The organism is Aeromonas sp. 95A (assembly GCF_051919235.1).
GTDB lineage: Bacteria > Pseudomonadota > Gammaproteobacteria > Enterobacterales > Aeromonadaceae > Aeromonas > Aeromonas veronii.
The window spans coordinates 435140-457564 of sequence record NZ_JBQBFC010000001.1 but is presented as its reverse complement, the minus strand read 5'-3'; the positions used below and the strand labels follow the sequence as shown (position 1 = coordinate 457564).

Sequence of the window (22425 nt, the reverse complement as noted above, 5' to 3'; positions counted from 1 at the left end):
ATGTCATTATTGGATTATTTTCGTTCCAACAAGAAACAGAACACCGCACAACTGGCCAAAGAGCGGTTGCAGATCATTGTTGCTCACGAGCGTTCATCCAGAGGGGGGCCGGATTACCTGCCCCAGCTCAAGCAGGACATCCTCGATGTGATCCGCAAATACGTCAACATTGATCCGGAGAAGATAACAGTCCAACTGGATCAGAAGAGTGATGAGCTGTCGGTACTGGAGCTCAACATCACCTTCGCCGATGACAAGAAGGGATGAGCTGACGCCCTATGCGTGACCCCTTCCCCCAATGAAGACCGGATCCTGTCACTGGATCCGGTTTTTTATTGGCACAAAAACAGGCCACAGCGGTTCGCCTCATCTCGCCAAGGGGTCTGCCGACCGCTAGAATAGCGCCGCCCCGCAGGCAGTGATCTGCGCCGGCACCTTTTTCTCTTTTCTGGAACAGACCGCTTATGTCTATGAATGACGAAATGCACAGCGTCGAGGAACTGCTCGATACCGCCCTCGAACTCTTTATGGAGCTGGCCTCTGACAACCTGCCGGAGCAGGAGATCGCCCGTTTCAATCAGGAGTTCAACGATCGCGGCCTGCTGGCCGAAACCGACCCGGCCGATGACTGGGAAGCGGACGTGGGTTTTGCCGTGAGCGATACCAACTATGCCGAGATCTGGGTTGGCCTTGGCAATGAAGAACAAGAGTATGAGCACCTGTTTGCCCGCATGCTGCTCTCCCGCCGTGTTGACGAGAAGTTCTGCCACATCGAATGGCTGCCCCAATAATTCCGGATCCCGATGATCCCAGCCACTATCAGTGGGAGTCTGACCCTGACTCTGTGGCCCCTGAACGTCCATCTGTATCGCTTGGGCGCCGGGTGTTGAGGTGGGCAGGCAAGATTGCGCTGGCCGGGCTGCTCTGCTCGGTCGGCTCGGTCGCCTTGCTGCGTTTTATCGATCCGCCGATGTGGAGCTGGCGTATCGAGCGAGCTCTGTTTCCGCCCGCCAAGATCACCCAGGTGCGCCATCAATGGGTAGATCTGGCGTCCATCTCCAAGGAGCTGCAGCTGGCGGTGATCGCCGCCGAGGATCAGCGCTTTGCCGACCATAACGGTTTTGACATGGATGCCATCAACGCCGCGCTCAAGCACAACCAGCACAGCGAACGGGTGCGCGGCGCCAGCACCCTCAGCCAGCAGACCGCCAAGAACCTCTTTATGTGGAGTGATCGCAGCTTCCTGCGCAAGGGGCTGGAGGCCTGGTTTACCCTGCTGATGGAGCTGGGCTGGGACAAGGCCCGCATTCTCGAGGTCTATCTCAATATCGTGGAGTTCGGACCCGGCATCTATGGCGCCGAAGCCGCTGCCCGCACCTACTTTGGCAAACCGGCCAGCCGCTTGACCCGCTACGAGTCATCCCTGCTGGCTGCTGCCCTGCCCAATCCGTGGCGCTATCGGGTCAAGCCCCCGTCACCCTATGTGCAGAAGCGCTCGGTCTGGATCCGCCGCCAGATGGGGCAACTGGGTCAGATCACCCTCAATCGGGTGCATCAGGCCGACTGATCCTCAGGGCTCATCGGATTTCTCCGGTGGGCCCAGATGGCCGCCCACCGTCTCGCGGTGGAGTGGCAGATAGTGCCACCACCAGGCCTCGCGCCGTCGCTTGATCTGTTGGCGCCGTCCCCGCTGTTTCATCCCCTTACTCCCTGCCAGATGATCCGCGCCTTAACCATACTCCCCCAACGGCAACTTGGACAGGCCAGCCACGCCCGGCGCACTGGTCTGGCCGCCACAGCCAATAATTGTTACAGTAGCGAACCTCGATGTATCTGGAGTGATTTCATGGAACAGCGTACCCCGGATCAGCTGGTCGAATGGGCCTATGATCAGTTTCTTGAGCAGGCCGCCGATATGCTGGCCCCCGAACAAATAGTCGACATCACCCTGGAGTTTGAGCAGCGTGGCGCCGTGGAGGCGACTCTGCCCAATGCCGACTGGTCGACCGAGCTTGGTGAGCCGGTCGATATGGAGCGCTGGGTCGAAGTGTGGGTCGGTTTGCTGGATCATCAGGATGAGTTTGAGGTGATCTTCGCCACCTTCCTACTGCCCCGTCTGTTGACCGAAGATCAAGTGCATGTGCGCTGGCATCGCCAGCAGCAGGCATAAAAAAGGCGCCATCGGCGCCTTTCTTGTTTCTGTGCACTCTTATTGCTGTTCTCTGCTAATCCTGCGCCGCGATGGCCTTGGCCAGACAGCGGCGGCACCAGCAAGCGCTGGCCTCCTGCATCGGCAATACCGGCAACTGGCTGCACCAGCACTGCGCAATGGTCTGACCGGCAGAGACGGCGCAATGGGCCGGTTCGCCACAACCCGGACAGCGGTGGGTGCTTTTCGAGCCATTCAGCTCGGCCATCACCGCCAGCTGGGCCTTGCTATCCATCGCCGACCAGTGGCCGATCTCGGTCAAGGTGCGGCCACAACCAAGGCAAAGCCCATCTTTCGCCTTGCAGAGGCCAACACAGGGACTCGGCATCTTATTCGCTATCCACGGCCGAGTCGGTCTCTGTGGCCACCAGAGTGATGGCGTTATCTTCGATGACGATCTTGCCCTGCTTGTAGAGGCCGCCGATCGCCTTCTTGAAGGTGCCCTTGCTCATGCTGAACAACTTGTAGATGAGCTCGGGTTCGCTCTTGTCACCCACCGCCAGACTGCCGCCCTGCTTTTTCATCCGGCTCAGAATGCGTTCACCGGCATCATCAACCCGCGCCAGACCCGGCTTTTGCAGGGTCAGATCGAGCTTGCCATCTTCGCGCACCTGCTTGACCCAGGCGGTTTGCGGCCGACCGGTCATCACCCGGCCAAACACCTCGTTCTTGAACAGCATGCCAGGATACTGACCGTTGACGATCACCTTGATGCCCAAGGGCGAGTGCTCCCCCGGCAGCGCGGTCACTTCGTCACCGACCTTGAAGTTGCTGCCGGCCGGGGTCAGGAAACGCTCGATGCGGCTGGTGCCGACCATGCGCCCTTCGTTATCCAGTTGCAGACGCACCAGATAAACGTGGCCCACCTGCATCGGCTTGTTCTGCTCACGGCTGGGCACGAACAGATCCTTTTTCATGCCCCAGTCGAGGAAAGCACCAATCTTGTTGGCATTGACCACTTTCAGACCGGCAAATTCGTCCACCATGGCAAATGGCTTGTCGGTGGTGATCACCGGCTCGCAATCGGCATCCAGATAGAGGAAGACCTGCACGCTATCCCCCTCTTTCACCCCTTCCTGCAGTTGACGTTTGGGCAGCAGCAGTTCACCGTACTCATCGGCCGCAAGCCAGGCGCCACGGTCTTCGAGTTCAACAACGGTGAGGGTGTTCATCTTGCCAATCTGTATCATGGTGCTCTCTTTTCTCATTACCCGGATGGGCCAATTGATCATGGCCCCTATGGGCGCGCATGTTACCTCAAGAGCGGTGATCCGGCCTAGTCCCCAAGCCACCACGAACCGCCCTTTCGCCCCTATCTTATCCGCCAATGGTGATTAAATCGCCAAACAGGCGGCCATTTACTGCAAATAACCCCACTTTTAGGTAGACTTCGCGGCTGTTCAAATCCAGAGGAACTGTCGATGAACCCATCCACTCGTACCCGCCATCTTAATCAATGGATCCAGAGCCACAGCGATCAGGACATGACCTACCCGGCCCTGCACGGTTTTCTCTGTGCTCGTCTGGTGGGGCCAGAGACCCCTGACTGGCAACACCCGCTGGCTGGTCTGCTGGAACAGGATGCCGAGTTGGATGAAAAAAGCGCAGAAGCCCTCAACCACCTGATCGCCGAGCTGGAATCCCAAGCCGACGACGCCCAGCTGGCCCTGCCCAGCCAGTGCCGCCTGCCCAGCGATAACCCCGAGCAGGTGTTCGAACAGAGCCACCCCCTCGGTCAATGGTGTTATGGCTTCAGCATGGGTTTTGCCACCTGGCCCAAGCCGAAGGATTTGAACGACCCGACCACCCAGTACCGCTTCAGTCTGGCCGCAGAGCTGAGCCTGTTTCGCGACAAGCAGATGGCCCAGATGCTCTATAGCGCAGCCGCCAGCGAACTCCCCTTTGTCGAGTTCTGCAAACGCCAGCGCCAGAATATGAAAACCGCCCTCAACCAGTTGCTCAACCTCGACCAGTATCAGGCCGCCCCCAGCGCTGATGTGGCCCTCAATGGCGAGCAGGCCCAACAGTGGCAGACCTGGTTCGAGCTGGCCGACAGCTGCCGCGATCATCAGGCCCGCCTCGGCTGGTTCGAGAAGATCATCGCCGATGCCACTCCGCTGTTTGACGACGCCTTCTGGCAGCAAATCGCCGGCCACGGCTGGAGTGCCCCCGAACTGCGCCCTCTGCTGGCCGCCAGAGCCGGGCGCGCCGACTGCCTGCTGCGCCTTGGCAAGCTGGGTGAAGCCAAAGCGGAGTATCTGGCGCTGCTGACAATCTGCATGGCCGATGAGCTGGGTTGCCGCTACAACCTCTCCACCCTCTATGCACTGCAAGGGGATTGGCAGGCGTTGGCCGCCCTGCTGGTGCGCTTCGATGAAGCCTCCAGCTGGTTGCTCTATAACAAGGCGCTGATGCTCTTTGCTACCGAGGGTGCCGAGGCAGCCAAGCCCCATCTGCTGGTCGCCATCGAGGCCAACCCGCACATTCCGGCCTGCCTGCTGGGTCAGCGCAAGCTGCCCAAACAGGAGCCACAAAGCTGGCAAGCGGGCAGCCGCGACGAGGCCGCGCTCTACGCCATCCACACTCGTGAGGCTTGGCTCAAGCAGAACGCCCTCATCTGGTTGCGTAAAGGCTGAACAGCGTTGGCTTAAAATCCCGTCGGTCAGACCCGGTTTTTCCTTGAGGGCGTGCGCCACCGCACATTTCATCGCAACCGGGTCAGACAAATCAGCTTGAGTTTCGTATCATCAATGTCAAAGTATCAAAAGAAACTGCATCTGATGCAGCCGTCACAGCAGGGTGTAATATGTCAAAAATCATAGCGTTACTCGCTCACTACCCGCCCTATCAGTTGGTACATGCCGCCGAGATGCTACGGGATACCTTCGAACAGTTTTATGAACAGCGTTACCAGCTGACCGTGCCGCAATGGCGCCTGATGATGGTGCTCGGCCCCAACTACCCCATCAGCCAGAAAGAGCTGGTCGAGGCGAGCGGCATGGACAAGGTGCGCATCTCCCGCGAGATCCGCCGTCTGGTCGAAAAAGGGATCATCTTTACCGAGAGCAGCGAGCAGGATAAACGCATCAGCCTAGTCTCCCTCACCAATGCCGGGCTCGCCCTCTTCCTGCAGCTCAAGAGTGAAGCGGGCAGCTGGCAACATACCCTGACCGACTATCTGCCTAGCGAATCCCGCGAGGCTATCCGCCAGCATCTGCACAGCGTCAGCGCCGCCATCGAGCAGCTGCAATCACTGGATCGGGAGAAATAATCATGGATTTGAAAAAGTTCGCCACCATGGACATCAACATGCTGCTGAGCGTCGTCAATATGCAGCTGCGTGATCGCTATGACGATCTGGATGATCTCTGCAAGGCGCAGGAGATCGATCAGGCTGCACTGGAAGCGCGGCTCGCTGGCGGCGATTTTCACTACCAGCCAGCACAGAAACAGTTCAGATAAAGAGAGCTAGCGGGATCGGGATCACAGCGCCAGTGATGGCGCTGGCTCTGCGGTAAAAACCTGATATGGTCTGAAGAGCCCCAACAGGGTGATGCACGGATACATCACCCTGTCACAAGAGGGCATTAAAATCGTTTCAGGTGAGCAAACCAAGGATGACCCCATGATATTGATGACCCGACAGAGCCTGTTGATCACGCTCTGTACCCTGTTGATGATCAGCCTCTTCACGCCCCACTTGCCACAAAGTACCGAACAGTGGCTGACCACCCTCTTGCTTGGCCTGCTGGTCACGGTGGCATTGCTGCTGGTGCGCGGTTGTCGCCGCTTTATGATGGAGTAGTGACTCCGCCGGAACGTCTATACCGACCGCTTGCCGCGATACTCTCTGTAGCAGTAACGTCTGTCGCAATCACATCTAGCCAAAAAACAAACGCAGCCTGATGGCTGCGTTCTTGTATCTGGCGGGGCAACCCCTTGAAGAGATAACCCCTAACGGGATAGATCGCCCTTATAGAGAGAGCCCTTAGATAGCCAGAGCCTCAAGCTGCGCTTTGGCCGCTTCCATCCCCTTGCTCTGGGCATCCGGGCCCATACCCATCCCCTCGGCGTAGATGAAATCCACCTCTTTGATACCGATGAAACCGAGCACGGTACGCATGTAGGGAGTGACCAGATCGGTGGCACTGCCAACGTGCATGCCGCCACGGGGGCTGATCACCAGCGCACGGGTATTTTCAACCATACCCACCGGGCCGGTCTCGGTATAGCGGAAGGTGACGCCAGCGCGAGCCACCAGATCGATCCAGTTTTTCAGCTGGGTCGGGATGTTAAAGTTGTACATGGGGGCCGCAATCACCACCAAGTCGCTCGCTTTGAGTTCGGCAATCAGCTCGTCGGACTGGGCGATCACCGCCAGTTGACGCTCATTGAGGTTGTCACCACCGCGCAGGCCGGAGGCCAACTCGCCATCCAGCACCGGCAAGTTGAGGGCCGCCAGATCACGCACGGTGACGGCATCATCCTGATGGTCAGCCAGGAAACCGTCTATCAGGGCGTTGGATTGGGAATATTGACCCAGGATGCTGGATTTGAGTACGAGGATATTGGCCATGGTGAAACTCCATTTGGTTATCGGTTGAACAGCCTTGCTGTCGATGGAGGTCACTCTAAACATTGTGCTTATTTGCTGATAGCGAAAATAGATGCTCAACTTGTTCAAAATTTTTGATTAAAGGCCACTTCCTCGCCAGCCAACCTCGCGGCCGCGCTTCAACCCTTGGCAGAACAAACGATTGCCGTTATGATCCGCCGCACTTTTTTCCAGCGACCCGGATCCCATGATACCCTCGCGCAGGCACTCTCCTCTGGCTGGTGCAGTCTGGATGATGGTGGCAGGACTCTGCTTCGCCGCCGTCAACAGCCTGAGCCAGTATGTCAGCTTCAAACTCGGCCTTGCCTCTACCCAGGTCGCCTTCCATCAATACCTGATCGCCCTGATCTGCCTGTTGCCCTGGCTGGTTCGTCATGGCTTGCGCCAATCCCTGATGACCAATCAGTTCCGGTTGCACCTGTTGCGGGTATTGCTGGCAGTGATCGGCATCCAGCTCTGGCTCTGGGCACTGGCGTACCCTGTACCTATCTGGCAGGGGATCGCTCTGCTGATGACCTCACCGCTGTTTGCCACTCTGGGCTCCGCCCTGCTGCTCAAGGAGCAGGTGAGCCGCGCCCGCATTCTGGCCACCCTGGCGGGCTTTGCCGGCGCCATGCTGATCCTCGCCCCCTGGACTGACGAATTCAACTGGGCCTCCCTGCTGCCGGTGGCAGCGGCGCTGTTCTGGGCCGGCTACTCCCTGATGGTGCGCTATCAGGCCGCCAACGAATCATCCCACACCATAGTGGTGTATCTGCTTATCTTCAGTACCCCGTTCAACGTCATGCTGGCTCTGCCGGAGTGGCAGTGGCCAAGCGAGAGCCAGTGGCTGCTGGTAGCCGCTTCCGGCGTGCTGACGGCGCTGGCCCAGATGTCCATCGCCCGCGCTTACAGCGTGGCGGAGGCCTCCTTCGTGCAGCCTTTCGATTTTGCCAAGCTGCCGATGAACGTGCTGGCGGGCTGGCTGGTATTTGGCTGGGCGCCCCCCGGCCGTCTGTGGCTTGGCGCTGCCATCATCATTGGCGCCATTACCTTGCTGACCCATCTGGAGCAGCGCGCTCACAAACCCGTTTCCTGAGGTACGCCATGCGTGCCTCTTTTTTTGTCCGCTATTCATGCAGTAGCGGCCATTAACAGTGACCATCGACATCAGGAGAGATCGTATGTTTGGAACCGCAACCCGCCCCGGCGCCACCCGTGCCCTGCTGCTGGGCTCCGGCGAACTTGGCAAGGAGGTCGCCATCGAGTTGCAACGATTCGGGATCGAAGTGATCGCCGCCGACCGCTACCCCAATGCCCCCGCCATGCAGGTGGCCCACGCTGCCCACGTGCTGGACATGCTCGATGGCAACGCCCTGCGTGCCCTGGTCGCCGAGGTTAAACCCGACCTCATCATCCCCGAGATTGAAGCGATTGCCACCGATACCCTTGCTGCCCTTGAGCAAGAAGGGGTCAAGGTAGTGCCCAACGCCCGCGCTACCCAGCTCACCATGAACCGGGAAGGGATCCGCCGCCTCGCCGCCGAGACCCTGAGTCTGCCCACCTCACCCTACCGTTTTGCCCAAAGCAAAGAGGAGTTTGTCGCCGCAGTCGAGGCTATCGGCCTGCCATGTGTGGTGAAACCTGTGATGAGTTCGTCCGGCAAGGGGCAGAGTATACTGCGCGATCTCGCCAAGCTCGATGAGAGCTGGACCTACGCCCAGGAAGGCGGCCGCGCCGGTCGTGGCAAGGTGATCGTCGAGGGCTTCGTCCCCTTCGAGTACGAGATCACCCTGCTCACGGTCCGCGCCGTCGATGGCATTCACTTCTGCGAGCCGATCGGCCACCGTCAGGAAGATGGCGACTACCGCGAATCCTGGCAGCCGCAGGTGATGAGCGAGCTGGCGCTGGCCCGCTCCAAAGAGGTGGCCGCCAAGGTGGTCGAGGCCCTCGGTGGTTACGGCCTGTTCGGAGTCGAGCTCTTTATAAAAGGCGATGAAGTGTGGTTCAGCGAAGTCTCGCCGCGTCCCCACGATACCGGCATGGTGACCCTGATCTCCCAGGATCTCTCCGAGTTCGCCCTGCACGTGCGCGCCATTCTGGGGCTGCCGGTCGGCACCATCACCCAGTACGGGCCGAGCGCCTCTGCCGTGGTGCTGCGCGAAGGGCACAGCCAGAATATCCGCTATCAGGGGATTGGTGAGGCATTGGCGCTGGTGCCGGGTGCCCAGCTGCGGCTGTTTGGCAAGCCGGAGATCGCCGGTCGCCGCCGTCTTGGCGTGGCGCTGGCCCGCGCAGAGGATTGCCAGGATGCGGTAGAGAAAGCCAAAGCCGTGGCCGCCAAGGTCGATGTACTGTTCTAAGGGCTTTTTTGCCATAGCAAAACAAACGTTTGCCGATGTGATCGGGCGCAAGGGGCATGGCAATGCCCCTTTTGCATTTCCCCGTCAGGCTTATAATCCCCTCTTCAAATTTGTCAGGAGTACAAGATGTTAGCTGCCGTGATCTTCGATATGGATGGTGTTCTGATCGACTCGGAACCCTTTTGGCAACGGGCCCAAATCGCCGTTTTCTCCGAACTGGGTCACCCCCACACGGTAGAGGATTGTGAGTCGACCATCGGCGTGCGCATCGATCAGCTGGTTGCCCACTGGTATCGCCTGCGCCCGTGGAGCGGCCCGAGCCAGGAAGAGGTGGTGCAGCGCATTCTGGATCAGGTCAACGCCCTGATCCTCTCCGAAGGTCAGGCCAAAGCCGGTGTGCTGGAAGCGCTCGAGCTTATCGAGGCCCGCGGCCTGAAAGTGGGTCTGGCCACCTCCTCCCCCTTTGCGATGGTAGAAGCTGTGCTCGGCAAACTCGGCATTCGCGATCGCTTTATGGCGGTCCACTCCGCTGAAATCGAGCGTTTCGGCAAACCGCACCCGGATGTCTATATCCACGCCGCAGAAAAGCTGGGGGTTGAGCCGGTGCACTGCCTGGCCATCGAAGACAGCTTTACCGGTTTGCTGGCGGCCAAGGCGGCCTCCATGACTGCGCTGATCGTGCCGGATCCCGCTTTAGTGGGTGACCCACGCTTGGCCATCGCCAACTACCAGCTCGGCTCGCTGGCCGAGCTGAATGCCGACATATTGGCCAGCTGGGTCAAGTAGCGCCTATCGGCGCCTTGTTGCGCTCGCGTTCTCATATCCGCAGGGGGCTCCAGCCCCCTGTGATTGCCAAACAACCGTTGGCAATTTCCCTCTTTTCACCTGTCATTCTCAACCAGATTGTTCCTCTCGCACACGACCAGTCCAACCGGTTGCACCTTGCCATCCCTCAGGCTTGATCTCTGTCATAAACGTGCGTTTGCTCGCGGTTAACCCCCAGCAGCCCGACTAGAATCAGGATAGATAGGCGGCCCCAGGGCCCGAGGAGGTTATCATGATCGAGTACACCAGCAAGCGCATCGTCTGCCCTCACTGTGGCCACCATACCCGGGTCGAGCTGGATGCCAGTCAGGGTGATCAGGAGTTTTACGAAGATTGCATGGCCTGTTGCAATCCGATCCACCTGCGGCTTCACCGCGACGAAGCTCGCGACTGCCTGCAACTCTTTGTGGATGCCGACGACGAGCAACTGTTTTGATTGCGAGTCACAAAAGGCCGAGCAGCTGTTTTGCCTGCAAGTCGCAAAGAGCTGAGCAGATGTTGTGACTGCGAGTCATAGAAGGTTGAGTGGATATTTTCACCATGTAAAAAACAAGGGCCTGCACACTGCAGGCCCTTGCTTATGAGGCGATTGAAACCGAGCCGTTTCCTTTCAGTGACCCGCGCGTGCCGCCAACACCCGCTCCACGGTATCGACGATGGCCTGGGTCTGGGGATCGATCTCGATATTGGTCTGCCAGCCAGCCTTGACCCAACCCAGGTTGGTGCGGGCCAGGGTCTCAGGGATCAGGTGAACGCAAAACTCCCGCTCGCGCACCTCGCCGATGGTCAGGCTGATGCCGTCGATGCCGATATACCCCTTGGTCAGCACATATTTCATCAGCTCGGGGGCGAGGCGATACCACACCTGACGGTTGTTGGGGGTGTCGATCACCGAGGTCACTTCCGCCATGCCGATAATGTGGCCGGACATGGCGTGACCGCCGATCTCGTCGCCAAAGCGGGCGGCCCGCTCCACATTGACCTTGTCCCCCACCTGCAGCTTGCCGAGGTTGGTCAGGCGCAGGGTCTCCTGCATCAAATCGAAGCTGACCAGCTCACCCTCTACCCGGGTAACGGTCAAGCAGCAGCCGTTGTGGGCGACCGAAGCGCCGAGGGCCAGCCCTTCCCCCCACTCCCGGCTGGGCATGCGGATCACGTGGGTACGAAATGAAGCACTCTCTTCGATGGCGACCAGCTCGGCCACACCTTGCACAATTCCGGTAAACATCATCACCTCTTTGTTTCTGGTAACACGCTCTGTTTTTTATCGCGGCCTGTGGCCGCTTCTTTTACATAATCCGTTTTTTACACAATTCGTTTGGTACAAACTGTCACACCTGCTCCGCCGCCTCAGACCGCGCCAGCACTCGAGCCCGGCGCTGGGAATAGATGACCACTATGCCAGCCAGTACGATAAGCAGACACCCCGCCATACTACTGAGGGTCGGCATTTCACCAAACATCAGATAGCCGCAGAGGGTAGAAAAAAAGATCTGGAAATAGAAGAAGGGTGCCAGAGTAGAGGCCTGCGCATACTGCATCGCCTTGATAAGGCAATATTGGGAGAGCAGGGTCACCACCGGTAGCGCCAGCAGATAGGGCAAGTCAGCAAGCCCAGGGTTGCGCCACAGTGCAGGCTGCCAGCAGAGTGCGACCATTGCCACCATCCCCAGCATGAAGCAGGTGACGATCAGGATATCGAGGGTGGTCAAACGTGGATCCACCAGCTTGGTGATAAGGTTGTAGCCGGTGTTGGCCAGTACAATGACCAGTGGCAGCAGATAGTAGAGGTTCGCGTCGCCCCCGTCAGGATGGGTCACCACCAGCACGCCAAACAACCCCAGCAGCACGGCCGCCACCTTGGTCCGGGTCAGACGCTCCCTGAAAAAGATCACGCCCGCCACCACGAAGGCCAGCGAACCGAGCTGGCAAATGATGGTGTAGACGTTGAGCGGTACATGGGCCAGTGCAATCACCGAGACCAGCGCACAGACCAGAAACAGCAGCGAGCGCAACAATAGCCAGCGATCCACAGCCAGCAGCGCCGACATGGTGCGCCTTGGCAACAACAGCAGCAGACCGAGGAAAGGAACAAAGAAGCGAAACCAGACCATCTCCATCACGGAGTAGCCATGGAGTACCAGATATTTGTCTGCGCCATCCTTAAGCGTCAGGGCGAGAAGTGCAAACAGCGTCAGAAAGATCGCCAGTGAGTTGCGCGAAGAGAACAGCATCAAAGAGGCCGAAACAGGAAAAGGGGGTAAACAAACTAACGGGCTTGCCGTAAATTACAACCGCAAGACTGACAAAATGGGAGCAAAACCGCTATATTTGCTCGCCCTTTTACTTTCAAGGAAGCAAATCATGATGGTTTATGAGTGCTGTGAAGCGATCCGTATCGCCTATAACCAGATTGGCTCCGGCGAACAGGGCTATGTGCCAAACGCCATTGCCGCCACTATTCGCGCCCTCAACGCGGTCGCCGCCGATGAGCGGGTACCCGCCGAGCTGCGCGAACAGGCAGCCTATGCCGCTGCCAACCTGCTGATCAGCGATCACGAAGACGCTTGATCCTGCCCCCGGGGCGGCAACTATTTCGTCCTGGCTGAATTTCAGGCTAGAATGCCTCCCCCACCCTTTGCACTTTCGTCCGAAAGTGCAAAGGCTCTTCCCGATTTCCGCTCTTTTTTACTCTTATCTGATCCACTCGGAGGTGTCAGTGCAACGTTATTGGTCCGAGGCGAAGCAGCTCGTCCGTCTAGCCAGCCCCATTCTGGTCGCCCAGGTGGCCCAGGTCGCCATGAACTTCGTCGATACCGTGATGGCGGGTCAGGTGAGTGCGGTCGATCTGGCCGCCGTGTCGGTGGCGTCCAGCTTCTGGCTACCGGTGATCCTGCTGGTGCAGGGGATCATCATGGCGCTCACCCCCATCGTCTCCCAGCTCAATGGCGCCCGTAAACGGGAGGCAATTCGCCCGGCCGTCCATCAGGGCTTCTGGCTGGCACTGATCGTCACCCCGCTGGCGATGATCGCCCTCTATTACAGCCCGCTGGCGTTGCAGTTCATGGATGTGGAACCGGTGATGGCGGCCAAGACCACTGGCTATCTGCATGCCATCCTATGGGGTCTTCCCGCGTTCGTACTGTTCCAGGTGCTGCGCAACTTCAGTGAGGGGCTCTCCCACACCATGCCTACCATGGTGATCGGCTTTGTCGGGCTGGCGGTCAATATTCCCGCCAACTACATCTTCATTCACGGCCACTTCGGCATGCCGAAACTGGGCGGGGTGGGCTGTGGCGTGGCTACTGCCATCGTGCTGTGGGCCATGCTGCTGGCGATGATCCTCTATGTGAAGCTCTCCCGTCACTTCACCGAGATCCGCCTCTTTTCCCAACTGGCTCGCCCCAACGGCAGCCGGATCTGGCGCTTGTTCCGCCTGGGGTTCCCCATCGCCATGGCGATCTTCTGCGAGGTGACCCTGTTTACCGTGGTGGCCCTGATGCTGGCCCCCTTCGGCGCCGAAACGGTGGCGAGCCACCAGATTGCGCTCAACTTCTCCAGCCTGGTCTTTATGCTGCCCCTCTCCATCGGGGTGGGTGTCACCATCCGGGTCGGTCACAGCATCGGCGAAGGGCAACCCCATCACGCCCGAGTGGCTGCTCGCACCGGCTTGATGCTGGGAATGGCCATCGCTGCTGCCACTGCCGCCATGACGGTGCTGCTGCGCGAGCAGATCGCCTCCATCTATACCGATGATCAGCAGGTGATCGTCCTGGCGGCCATTTTGCTGTTCTTCGCCGCCATCTATCAAATCTCCGACTCGGTGCAGGTGGTCGCGGCCGCCGCACTGCGCGGTTACAAGGATACCCAGGCGATCTTCTACGTCACCATCGTCGCCTACTGGGGACTGGGGCTGCCCACCGGCATGATCCTGGGGCTCACCGACTGGCTGGTGCCGCGGATGGGGCCGCAGGGTTTCTGGATCGGCTTTATCGTCGGCCTCACCAGTGCGGCCCTGATGCTGGGGGCGAGATTGCGCTACATCTATGGCCGTTTTGCCACTCCGGAGGCCTGCACTACCCTGTCGCGATCTCAGTAACAGGCTTGGCAAGCGACAACTCGCCTGCAAAATCAACAGGCTGCGCAAGAACTGGGCAAACAGTCTCCTTTGTGCATATGGCCTGTTGACAGCCTTGGGGGGCATGGGTAGTATGCCGACCACGTCAGCAGCGCTGGCGTAGTGAAGTGATAGAAAGTGGGTTTATAGCTCAGTTGGTTAGAGCACTACCTTGACATGGTAGGGGTCGTTGGTTCGAATCCAATTAAACCCACCACTTTTCTGTGATGCGTCCTTAGCTCAGCTGGTTAGAGCACCACCTTGACATGGTGGGGGTCGGTGGTTCGAATCCACTAGGACGCACCATCACACAACACTGATTATGCGTCCTTAGCTCAGCTGGTTAGAGCATCACCTTGACATGGTGGGGGTCGGTGGTTCGAATCCACTAGGACGCACCATTCAGTTTGAAAGAAATGCAGATGTGGGTTTATAGCTCAGTTGGTTAGAGCACTACCTTGACATGGTAGGGGTCGTTGGTTCGAATCCAATTAAACCCACCACTTCTGAATAAAGAAATAAAAGTCGCATTGCGCACCCTGCGTCCTTAGCTCAGCTGGTTAGAGCATCACCTTGACATGGTGGGGGTCGGTGGTTCGAATCCACTAGGACGCACCAGATTAAAAAAGCCCGCTCATCGAGCGGGCTTTTTGCATTCTGTCCAGCCACTCCCCTGCCCCGCCAATCCGTTCAGTACCGACCGGGCAATAGCGCAGAGCCTTGTTCCCATAAAAAGCCCGTGTCATCCGATGAACGACACGGGCCGGATAGATGCCGCCAGATTTTCAGTTCTGCACGGCAATCTCGTACTTCTTTATCTTGCGATAGAGGGTGGCAATCCCTATCCCCAGCGCCTGTGCAGCCAATTTCTTGTTGCCAAGCCGCTGCAGGGTCTCTTCAATCATCTGTTTTTCCATGCTCTCAAGGCCGCTCTCACCCGGAACGGGCTCAGGCAGTTTCTCCGGCGTGGCAGCGAGCGGAGCAGTGGCAGGGACATTGAACGCCGCATCCAGATTGGTCACCGGGATCGACTGGGCGGTGACGCGATGGGGCTCCTGATTGCGGATAATGTTGGGGGGCAGCAGGCCGGCGTCAATCACTTCGCCCGCCTGGCTGACGTTGACCAGATATTCGATGAGGTTGCTGAGCTCGCGCACGTTGCCCGGCCAGCGATACCCCTTGAGCAGCGCCATCACCTCGGGCGCCAGACCGGGATAGACGATACCGATCCGGCTGGTGTGCAGGTTGAGGAAGTAGTGGGTCAGCAGCTCCACGTCCCCTTCCCGCTCCCGCAGTGGCGGCAGGTTGAGGGGGATGACGTTGATGCGGTAGTAGAGATCTTCACGAAACTTCCCTTCGGCGATGTATTGATCGAGATGCTGGTGAGTAGCGGCGATGATGCGGATATCCACCGGCACCGGTCGGCTGGCACCGATGGGGGTCACCTCCCGCAGCTCCAGCACCCGCAGCAGCTTGGCCTGCATGGTGAGTGGCATGTCGCCAATCTCGTCAAGGAACAGGGTGCCCTGATGGGCCGCCTGAATAAGGCCCTGCTTGCCGCCGCTGGAGGCACCGGTAAAGGAGCCCTTCACATAGCCAAACAGCTCGCTCTCCAGCAGTTGTTCGGGAATAGCGGCACAGTTGATGGCGATGAACGGCTTGTCCTGCCGCGGACTCAGGCGATGGACGGCGCGGGCCACCACCTCTTTACCGGTGCCGCTCTCGCCGCAAATCAGCACGCTGGAGGGGCTCTGGGCGATGCGGTGCAGTAGCCGCTTGAGGGTGCGCATCGGCTTGCTCTCGCCGATCAGCTGATCGATCCGCACATCCAGATCCGGCTCCTGAACCTGGCCGGAGTGGGACTGGTGAAACGCCATCAGAAAGAGCTGCTGGCCCTGCACATGGTGCAATTGACCGATGATCAGCTCCTGACGACCTTCAAAGGTGATGATGTGCTGGAGATGACCACTCAGCCCCTGTTGGGAGAAGGTGAGCGGGCGGATCCCCACTTCGCGCCCCTGCAGCTGTTCCTGCTGGCAACCCAGATGATGGAGTGCCGCCTCGTTGGCGTAGAGCAGTTGACTCTTGTCATCGAGCAGCAGGCAACCCTGATCCATGTTGGTCATCAGATTGAGGAACACCTTGTTGACCCCGTCCGACAGCCCGCGCGAATCGAGCAACTTGGCCACAAATATGGTGGAGATGTGGCGCACATAGTCGCACACATCCTGCAGATTGTTGTTGAGGCGCGCCTGCTGCTCGTCGCTGAAAGCCACCAGACTGATCACCCCGATGCAGCGCTCGTCCACCATGATGGGCACCCCGAGGAAGGCGCGCTCACGGCAGCTCTCCTTGCAGGTACAACCGTCACACACTGGATCATCGCTGGTGTGGGTAACGATCTTCTCCCGCTGGTTATCAATCACATAGCGCAGCAGGCGGGAGTCGCCCTCTAGCTGACGTCCGAAGAACTTGCCATAGGGCCCGGTGCCAGCCACCCGAACCATATCGGCATCCACAATCTCGACCTCAAGCTGCAGCACACTCGCCAGCATCTTGGCAAAGCGCAAGATGGTCGGCTGGATCTGCATCAACAGACACTGGTTGCTCACGGATCTCATCCATCATTCCTTTTTGTTCTTGTTATCCTCCCCCTAAAGGGAGTCATGCTGGCCAGATACTAAGGGATATCAGGGGGAACTACTTCGTGGGGGATCACGAAAAGGGAAAATGATTTGCATCCTCCGCAACTTCCGAGGTACAGATAAAATTCAATAAAAACATAGAGATGAAAACACATGCAGCAAGATAAACCACTCAGACCAGCCAAGCCTGCTGATCCGCAAAGTCCATCGACAGATCATGCTAAATATGAGGAAAACAACCACTGAAATGGCATTTGGCTCACGCGCCACGTACCTGTTTCAAGACTTGGCACTCATGGTCGAAATCCGCTTTATCTTGCGGCTGAATGTACCTTTGCCAGCGGGCAAACAGCTCGGCCGTCGGATAACGATGCAGACGAATACCGGTGCGATAGAGTTTGGGAAAGAGTGGGTCTGGCTGGGATCTCACGACCAGACCGCGCAGCTTCTCGCCAGAGGGAATGGCAATCACCAACTCATCCCCCTCTTTCAACCGTATGGCCCCAAGAATGCCGATGCCGCCGATGGCTATGTCTCGCACCACCACATAGGGCACCGGATTGAGCAACTCCAGAAACCAGTTGCGACGGCGACATTCCGCCTTGTAACCACCGCCACTAAGGATAAAACGGCGGTGTCTGCGCCAGTCATAACCGGTAGGCAATGCCGGGTCATAGCGCGATTTTGCCTGCCCCACAGGATCAGATTGCTCACTTGTGTCCATCCGGTTTCCCTCACTGGCATTGGTTAAACAGTGTCAGTCAGCTCTTTTTCATACTATAGCTGTCGCCGTTAGGCCCGGGGCTCAGGGCCGGATACGGGGACGACAGATATATTACGGAGGCAATGATGGACAGAGATGGCATGGAAGAGCTTGCTGATCCTGATAGGCTAACTTTCCCCTGCAAGGATGAGATGCGAACGACTGTGACTCGGTTCGATCAAGCAATTGGCCAGTGAGTCGCACCAATGCAATCTGGCTTAACTGGGCAGATGAAGTGCCAACCAAACCGCCAGCGGGATCACCAGCACAGAGAGGGCATTGCCGCCGAGCACGATACTGGCCACCTTGTCCGGCTGGCATTGATACTGCTCGCAGAGCATGTAATTCAACACCGCAGGGGGCAAGGAAACAGACAACATCAACAGCGGGATCCACTCCGTCTTGAGCGGCAACAGCCAGATCGCCAGCAGCAGCGACAATCCCCCCGCCAGCAGATAGAGCAGGTTGCACTTGAGCGCGAGGCCCAGGTGATCGAGTTCTCCCTCCATCAGGCGAATACCCAGCGCAAAGAGCATCAGGGGCACCGAGATCTGGCCGAGCAGCGAGGCCGTGGTCACCACATATTCCGGCAGCGTAATGTGCAAGTTGGCCACCAGCAAACCGGCCAGCGCGGCCCACAACACAGGGCTGCGCAGCCACAGCCAGCGGGAGGTATTGGCCGAGAGGATAAACATACCGATCGAGAAGTGCAGCAGATTGGAGAGCACAAAAAGGATCACGATGGCCCCCAGTTGCTGCTCGCCAAACGCCAGCACCATCAAGGGGATACCGAGATTGCCGGTATTTCGGAACATGGCGGGCAAGATCAGCGCTGCCCTCTCAATTCCTTTGAGTTTGAGCAGTGCGAGCAGCAGACCGGGTAACAGAATAACCAGCGCCCCCGCCGCAATCAGCGGCATATGCTCCGCCAGCGCCAGCGGGTACTTGACCAGCGCGGAGAAGACCAGCGCCGGGGTAAACAGCTCGATATTGGCCCGATTGACGTAACCGAGCGCGGCCCCCGGTCGCAATCGACCATAGAGGGCGCCGAGCCCGACCACACCGAACACCGGAATGACGATATTGAGCAGGGCGCTGAACATGGGCGGCGTCCGTTACAGTTCGCGGGCCGGTTTGCCCATCAGCACCACCGGATCCAGCGTCACTTCCAGTGCGCCGTTACTGACCCAGAGCTGACCATCGGAGATAGTGCAGGTGAGCTGCATGGTACGCTCGACCATGGCGGTCAGCGGCAGAGTCTGGCTGTCGGAGAGTTCGATGATGCTGAGGTTGTCATGCTGGCTCAGCTTGCCCTGGTTCTGCTTCCACCAAACGCTGGTGCCACGACCACCGTAGAGATAGAGCACCACCTGACGGGCGCGGTTGCAGGCTTTTTTGAGCCGTTTTTCATCGGGTTGGCCCAGCTCGATCCAGAGCTCTATTTCGTCCGAGTAGTTCTTGCACCAGAGCTCGGGTTCATCATCGGCGCTCAATCCCTTGGTGAACTCCAGTCGCTCGGCGGCGTGCCAGGCAAAGGCCGCCAGCCGGATCATCATCCGCTCATCGGTTTCGGAGGGGTGGCGCGCCAGCGTGAGGGAGAAGTCCTGATACAGATTGCGATCCATATCAGACAAACTGATCTGGGCCTTGAATACGGTTGCCTTGAGAGCCATAGAAAACCTTGAACCCCTGATAAGAGAAGGGTGAGTGGGAAATACGGGCGCCAGTGTAATCAAAATCGGCAGCAGGTTCGACCATCCTGACCAAAGATTTCCCCTTCCCTGCCGGGATAAGTGCTTTAAAAGACACAAAAAACAAATGCCAGTCCGAAGACTGGCATTTGGCGGCATGGAGAAGCGACTCACTTCTCGGCGGACTGTACCCCGAACGCATTCAGCAGCATGCAACAGGTCACTGCCACCGCCACGAATCCGCTCAGAAAGATAAAGGGCATGGCCCCGTATCCCAGTACTGTCCAGATGGTGTGTTCAAGAAGACTCATTGTTGTGTCCTTCATCCGGTGAAAGGTGTGTTCCTTCTGGCGGATATTGGCTCCGCTCTTGATGCCTCCATTTGACCTCAATCAGCGGTTGGGTCCTATGCCACCAAAGTGATAAATGCAGGGTTCATTTGCGCTGGATCAAGCTTTTTGGCCAAATATCCATGCAGTTCAAGCAATTACCATCACCAATCTAGGATAGACACAAACACGGCAGAATAAAAAAAACGCGCCGGATGGCGCGTTTCTTGGACAGCACAGCAAGGGATCAGTTGTCGCACAGATCGCTTGGCATGTCCTGACGCAGGCGGGTCCACAGCTTGCCGGACTCGATACCGTACTGACGCACCGTCATGAACACGGCTTCGTGGTTCTTGGTCTCCGCCAGATTGAGCAGGGTCTTGTAGTAGGCATCTGCGGTCTCGCGGGCCTGCTTGTCGGAGAAGTAGTAGCTGCCGACCCGGCTGTACAATCCTTTGAAACCGTTCAGGATCAAAGCGTAGATCGGATTGCCGGAAGCAAACGCCAGCTGGTGGTGCAGGCGATAATCGAACTCGGCATAAGCCTGGGCGTTGTTCTCGACCCCATCGGCGCCACGCAGGATCTCGGCGGCCTGCTCCGGATTGTGACGGATCGCCCCGCGGATAAAGATGGTGCAGATATGGGTACGGGCGGAGAGCAGCTGAGCTATCAGATCAGGTACCTTATCCTGATCCAGACGGGCCAACGTCTCCAGAATATTGAGGCCGGAGGTTTCCCAAAAATTGTTCACCTTGGTCGGCTTGCCATGCTGTATGGTCAACCAGCCATCACGGGCCAGTCGCTGCAGCACTTCGCGCAAGGTAGTCCGCGTCACCCCGATCAACTCGGATAATTCACGCTCGGCGGGCAGAATAGATCCGGGAGGAAAGCGATTGTTCCAGATGGACTCGATGATGTATTCCTCGGCAAACCCAGCTGGGCTCTGCGCTTTTATAACCATGAATTGACTCTGTTGTAATGCGTAAAAAGGCTGACGAATGATATCAAAGCGATGATGGCTGGCAAGCATAAGGTCAGTCCTCTGCTCACATATGGCAAATATAGTGTTGGGAATATGTATCTAATCGCCACGAGGGAGCCAGCCAACCCCGACAAGGTGGTTATAAAACAGACAGATGGGCAGAGATCCATCGGCTATCATTTATAATCGTCACGCTTTTTGATTAAAATCACGAGGAATCAGACAGATAAAGGCCAACATCCGGAGGCACAGGTCGAATCATCCTTGACTGCATAGAAGCAGATCCTAACAACAAAGTTGAGACCCATTATCATGCCAATAAGCCTAGGGCAGGCATTCGCCAAGAACTTCTTGGGCAATGCACCACAGTGGTATAAAAGCGCCATCTTGCTATTTCTGGTGATCAATCCGATTGCCTTCCACCTTGATCCTTTCATTGCGGGCTGGTTACTGGTCGTTGAATTTATCTTCACCCTGGCCATGGCCCTCAAGTGCTACCCCCTGCAACCGGGTGGTCTGCTCGCGATCGAAGCCGTGTTGATCGGCATGACCTCCGCCGATCAGGTCAAACACGAGCTGGTCGCCAATATCGAGGTGCTGCTGTTGCTGGTGTTCATGGTGGCAGGCATCTATTTCATGAAGCAGCTGCTGCTCTATGTCTTCACCAAGCTGCTGATCGGCGTACGCTCCAAGATCCTGCTCTCCCTCTCCTTCTGTCTGGTCTCCGCCTTCCTGTCAGCTTTTCTCGATGCCCTGACCGTGATTGCCGTGGTGATCAGCGTCGCCACCGGCTTTTACGCTATCTATCACAAGGTCTCGTCCGGCAAGGAGTTTGGTCACAGCCATGACCATACCGATGATAAGGAAGTCGCCGAGCTCAATCGCCAGGATCTCGACGATTTTCGCGCCTTCCTGCGCAGCCTGATGATGCATGCCGCCATCGGCACCGCGCTGGGTGGGGTCTGCACCCTGGTGGGCGAGCCGCAAAACCTCATCATCGGCGAGCAAGCGAGCTGGAACTTCGCCGAATTTGCCATTCGCATGTCCCCCGTCACCGTCCCCGTCTTTATCTGCGGTCTGCTGACCTGCGTGCTGGTGGAGCAGTTCCGCTGGTTTGGCTATGGTGCCCGCCTGCCGGACACTGTGCGCGCCATCATGGAGGAGTACAACCGCTACGAAGAGGCAAAACGCAGCCCGCAAGATAAGGCGAAGCTGATCGTTCAGGCATTGATTGCGGTCTGGCTGATCGTCGGTCTGGCCATGCACCTGGCAGCCGTTGGCCTGATTGGTCTCTCGGTCATCGTGCTGGCCACCTCCCTGACCGGGATCACCGAGGAGCACTCGCTGGGTAAAGCCTTCCAGGAGGCACTCCCCTTCACCGCCCTGCTGGCGGTCTTCTTCAGCGTGGTCGCCGTCATCATCGATCAGCAGCTGTTCAAGCCGGTGATCCAGCTGGTACTGGCAGCCAAACCGGAGAACCAGCTGGCCCTCTTCTATCTGGCCAACGGGGTGCTCTCCATGGTCAGTGACAACGTCTTTGTCGGCACCGTCTACATCAATGAGGTGAAGACGGCCATGCTCAATGGTGCCATCGACCGCGCCCAGTTCGATCTGCTGGCGGTAGCCATCAACACAGGTACCAATCTGCCGTCAGTCGCCACCCCCAATGGTCAGGCCGCCTTCCTGTTTATGCTCACCTCGGCATTGGCGCCGCTGCTGCGTCTCTCCTATGGCCGCATGGTCTGGATGGCGCTGCCCTACACCCTGGTGCTGGGGCTGATCGGCTTTTTCTCTGTCGAATTGCTGCTTGGTCCTGCCACCGAGTGGTTCTATCAGCATGGATGGCTGGTGATGGAGAGTGCGCTGCCAGCGGTACAGCCGGCGCTGCATTAATCCGCTGCAACGGA

The 22425-nt window shown here is 58.1% G+C and carries 27 protein-coding genes and 5 tRNA genes; 20 read left to right on the top strand and 12 right to left on the bottom strand.

Going from position 1 to position 22425, the window contains the following annotated elements; translation table 11 throughout:
• From minE to mtgA, 3 genes are all read left to right on the top strand, one after another.
• Positions 1 to 267, top strand: coding sequence for a cell division topological specificity factor MinE (minE, locus tag ACTG2U_RS02105; protein ID WP_005336848.1), 267 nt, complete (start codon positions 1 to 3; stop codon positions 265 to 267).
• A gap of 197 nt (positions 268 to 464) precedes the next feature.
• Positions 465 to 791, top strand: a complete 327-nt coding sequence (locus ACTG2U_RS02100; RefSeq protein WP_302245996.1) for an HI1450 family dsDNA-mimic protein — start codon at positions 465 to 467, stop codon at positions 789 to 791.
• On the top strand, positions 776 to 1567 hold the full coding sequence (mtgA, locus tag ACTG2U_RS02095; RefSeq protein WP_302245995.1) for a monofunctional biosynthetic peptidoglycan transglycosylase: 792 nt from the start codon (positions 776 to 778) through the stop codon (positions 1565 to 1567). The genes ACTG2U_RS02100 and mtgA overlap by 16 nt, the downstream gene beginning before the upstream one ends.
• A gap of 3 nt (positions 1568 to 1570) precedes the next feature.
• On the opposite strand, the gene ACTG2U_RS02090 is transcribed toward mtgA, so the two are convergent.
• Positions 1571 to 1699: a hypothetical protein gene (locus tag ACTG2U_RS02090; protein ID WP_267511908.1), complete on the bottom strand. Its 129-nt coding sequence runs from the start codon at positions 1697 to 1699 to the stop codon at positions 1571 to 1573.
• 147 nt (positions 1700 to 1846) lie between these two features.
• On the opposite strand from ACTG2U_RS02090, the gene ACTG2U_RS02085 reads away from it, so the two are divergent.
• A complete protein-coding gene (locus ACTG2U_RS02085; protein WP_005336851.1) occupies positions 1847 to 2170 on the top strand; it encodes an HI1450 family dsDNA-mimic protein in 324 nt (107 codons plus the stop codon).
• Between the two features lie 55 nt (positions 2171 to 2225).
• Here the strand turns inward: ACTG2U_RS02085 and ACTG2U_RS02080 are convergent, their stop codons facing one another.
• Together ACTG2U_RS02080 and ACTG2U_RS02075 are read right to left on the bottom strand one after the other, a co-directional pair.
• Positions 2226 to 2537, bottom strand: a complete 312-nt coding sequence (locus ACTG2U_RS02080; protein ID WP_005352321.1) for a cysteine-rich CWC family protein — start codon at positions 2535 to 2537, stop codon at positions 2226 to 2228.
• A gap of 1 nt (position 2538) precedes the next feature.
• On the bottom strand, positions 2539 to 3399 hold the full coding sequence (locus ACTG2U_RS02075; protein WP_302245992.1) for a CvfB family protein: 861 nt from the start codon (positions 3397 to 3399) through the stop codon (positions 2539 to 2541).
• Positions 3400 to 3630: 231 nt separating this feature from the next.
• Between ACTG2U_RS02075 and ACTG2U_RS02070 the strand changes: the two genes are divergently transcribed.
• The 4 genes from ACTG2U_RS02070 to ACTG2U_RS02055 all read left to right on the top strand — a co-directional run bounded on the left by ACTG2U_RS02070 (position 3631) and on the right by ACTG2U_RS02055 (position 6014).
• On the top strand, positions 3631 to 4845 hold the full coding sequence (locus ACTG2U_RS02070) for a UPF0149 family protein (RefSeq protein WP_302245989.1): 1215 nt from the start codon (positions 3631 to 3633) through the stop codon (positions 4843 to 4845).
• Between the two features lie 170 nt (positions 4846 to 5015).
• Positions 5016 to 5480, top strand: coding sequence for a MarR family winged helix-turn-helix transcriptional regulator (locus tag ACTG2U_RS02065; protein WP_005336856.1), 465 nt, complete (start codon positions 5016 to 5018; stop codon positions 5478 to 5480).
• A 2-nt stretch (positions 5481 to 5482) separates the two neighbouring features.
• Positions 5483 to 5671 (top strand): DUF4250 domain-containing protein, encoded by a 189-nt coding sequence (locus ACTG2U_RS02060; protein ID WP_110303770.1) that lies wholly within the window; start codon positions 5483 to 5485, stop codon positions 5669 to 5671.
• A 163-nt stretch (positions 5672 to 5834) separates the two neighbouring features.
• On the top strand, positions 5835 to 6014 hold the full coding sequence (locus ACTG2U_RS02055; RefSeq protein WP_005345799.1) for a hypothetical protein: 180 nt from the start codon (positions 5835 to 5837) through the stop codon (positions 6012 to 6014).
• 183 nt (positions 6015 to 6197) lie between these two features.
• Here ACTG2U_RS02055 and ACTG2U_RS02050 read toward each other — a convergent pair whose 3' ends face one another.
• Positions 6198 to 6785 carry an FMN-dependent NADH-azoreductase gene (locus ACTG2U_RS02050; protein WP_005352326.1) on the bottom strand — a complete coding sequence of 196 codons (588 nt, stop codon included), beginning with the start codon at positions 6783 to 6785 and terminating at the stop codon, positions 6198 to 6200.
• A gap of 226 nt (positions 6786 to 7011) precedes the next feature.
• Here ACTG2U_RS02050 and ACTG2U_RS02045 point away from each other — a divergent pair, with 226 nt between their 5' ends.
• The 4 genes from ACTG2U_RS02045 (at position 7012) to ACTG2U_RS02030 (ending at position 10427) form a co-directional block, all read left to right on the top strand.
• Entirely contained in the window at positions 7012 to 7902 is an 891-nt protein-coding gene (locus ACTG2U_RS02045) for a DMT family transporter (RefSeq protein ID WP_101530832.1), read from the top strand.
• Between the two features lie 85 nt (positions 7903 to 7987).
• Positions 7988 to 9166, top strand: a complete 1179-nt coding sequence (gene purT / locus ACTG2U_RS02040) for a formate-dependent phosphoribosylglycinamide formyltransferase (protein ID WP_302245986.1) — start codon at positions 7988 to 7990, stop codon at positions 9164 to 9166.
• A gap of 126 nt (positions 9167 to 9292) precedes the next feature.
• On the top strand, positions 9293 to 9952 hold the full coding sequence (gene hxpB, locus ACTG2U_RS02035) for a hexitol phosphatase HxpB (protein WP_302245985.1): 660 nt from the start codon (positions 9293 to 9295) through the stop codon (positions 9950 to 9952).
• 271 nt (positions 9953 to 10223) lie between these two features.
• Positions 10224 to 10427: a CPXCG motif-containing cysteine-rich protein gene (locus ACTG2U_RS02030; RefSeq protein ID WP_005336871.1), complete on the top strand. Its 204-nt coding sequence runs from the start codon at positions 10224 to 10226 to the stop codon at positions 10425 to 10427.
• Between the two features lie 174 nt (positions 10428 to 10601).
• Here the strand turns inward: ACTG2U_RS02030 and ACTG2U_RS02025 are convergent, their stop codons facing one another.
• Complete coding sequence (locus ACTG2U_RS02025) at positions 10602 to 11219, bottom strand: riboflavin synthase subunit alpha (protein WP_159144585.1); 618 nt, start codon at positions 11217 to 11219, stop codon at positions 10602 to 10604.
• Positions 11220 to 11322: 103 nt separating this feature from the next.
• On the bottom strand, positions 11323 to 12225 hold the full coding sequence (locus ACTG2U_RS02020) for a DMT family transporter (protein WP_439973945.1): 903 nt from the start codon (positions 12223 to 12225) through the stop codon (positions 11323 to 11325).
• Between the two features lie 130 nt (positions 12226 to 12355).
• Here ACTG2U_RS02020 and ACTG2U_RS02015 point away from each other — a divergent pair, with 130 nt between their 5' ends.
• The 7 genes from ACTG2U_RS02015 (at position 12356) to ACTG2U_RS01985 (ending at position 14726) form a co-directional block, all read left to right on the top strand.
• Positions 12356 to 12562, top strand: a complete 207-nt coding sequence (locus ACTG2U_RS02015) for a YaeP family protein (RefSeq protein WP_005336882.1) — start codon at positions 12356 to 12358, stop codon at positions 12560 to 12562.
• Positions 12563 to 12710: 148 nt separating this feature from the next.
• Positions 12711 to 14090 carry an MATE family efflux transporter gene (locus ACTG2U_RS02010; protein ID WP_005360967.1) on the top strand — a complete coding sequence of 460 codons (1380 nt, stop codon included), beginning with the start codon at positions 12711 to 12713 and terminating at the stop codon, positions 14088 to 14090.
• 158 nt (positions 14091 to 14248) lie between these two features.
• Positions 14249 to 14325 (top strand) — tRNA-Val (locus tag ACTG2U_RS02005).
• A 12-nt stretch (positions 14326 to 14337) separates the two neighbouring features.
• Positions 14338 to 14414 (top strand) — tRNA-Val (locus ACTG2U_RS02000).
• 18 nt (positions 14415 to 14432) lie between these two features.
• Positions 14433 to 14509: transfer RNA gene (locus ACTG2U_RS01995), tRNA-Val, on the top strand.
• A 25-nt stretch (positions 14510 to 14534) separates the two neighbouring features.
• A tRNA-Val gene (locus ACTG2U_RS01990) sits at positions 14535 to 14611 on the top strand.
• 38 nt (positions 14612 to 14649) lie between these two features.
• Positions 14650 to 14726: transfer RNA gene (locus ACTG2U_RS01985), tRNA-Val, on the top strand.
• 167 nt (positions 14727 to 14893) lie between these two features.
• Here ACTG2U_RS01985 and ACTG2U_RS01980 read toward each other — a convergent pair.
• The 6 genes from ACTG2U_RS01980 to fadR all read right to left on the bottom strand — a co-directional run bounded on the left by ACTG2U_RS01980 (position 14894) and on the right by fadR (position 20497).
• Positions 14894 to 16729, bottom strand: a complete 1836-nt coding sequence (locus ACTG2U_RS01980) for a sigma 54-interacting transcriptional regulator (protein WP_439973944.1) — start codon at positions 16727 to 16729, stop codon at positions 14894 to 14896.
• 283 nt (positions 16730 to 17012) lie between these two features.
• The gene (locus ACTG2U_RS01975; protein WP_439973943.1) at positions 17013 to 17477 is read right to left on the bottom strand and encodes a hypothetical protein; all 465 of its coding nucleotides are present in this window, start codon (positions 17475 to 17477) and stop codon (positions 17013 to 17015) included.
• A gap of 257 nt (positions 17478 to 17734) precedes the next feature.
• Positions 17735 to 18619: an AEC family transporter gene (locus ACTG2U_RS01970; RefSeq protein WP_302245972.1), complete on the bottom strand. Its 885-nt coding sequence runs from the start codon at positions 18617 to 18619 to the stop codon at positions 17735 to 17737.
• Positions 18620 to 18631: 12 nt separating this feature from the next.
• Positions 18632 to 19189 carry a YaeQ family protein gene (locus ACTG2U_RS01965; RefSeq protein WP_005336887.1) on the bottom strand — a complete coding sequence of 186 codons (558 nt, stop codon included), beginning with the start codon at positions 19187 to 19189 and terminating at the stop codon, positions 18632 to 18634.
• Between the two features lie 188 nt (positions 19190 to 19377).
• Positions 19378 to 19518 (bottom strand): TIGR02808 family protein, encoded by a 141-nt coding sequence (locus tag ACTG2U_RS01960; RefSeq protein WP_005345965.1) that lies wholly within the window; start codon positions 19516 to 19518, stop codon positions 19378 to 19380.
• Positions 19519 to 19783: 265 nt separating this feature from the next.
• The gene (gene fadR, locus ACTG2U_RS01955) at positions 19784 to 20497 is read right to left on the bottom strand and encodes a fatty acid metabolism transcriptional regulator FadR (RefSeq protein ID WP_026034983.1); all 714 of its coding nucleotides are present in this window, start codon (positions 20495 to 20497) and stop codon (positions 19784 to 19786) included.
• Positions 20498 to 20830: 333 nt separating this feature from the next.
• Between fadR and nhaB the strand changes: the two genes are divergently transcribed.
• Complete coding sequence (gene nhaB / locus ACTG2U_RS01950; RefSeq protein WP_064338053.1) at positions 20831 to 22411, top strand: Na(+)/H(+) antiporter NhaB; 1581 nt, start codon at positions 20831 to 20833, stop codon at positions 22409 to 22411.
• Positions 22412 to 22425 lie beyond the last annotated feature (14 nt).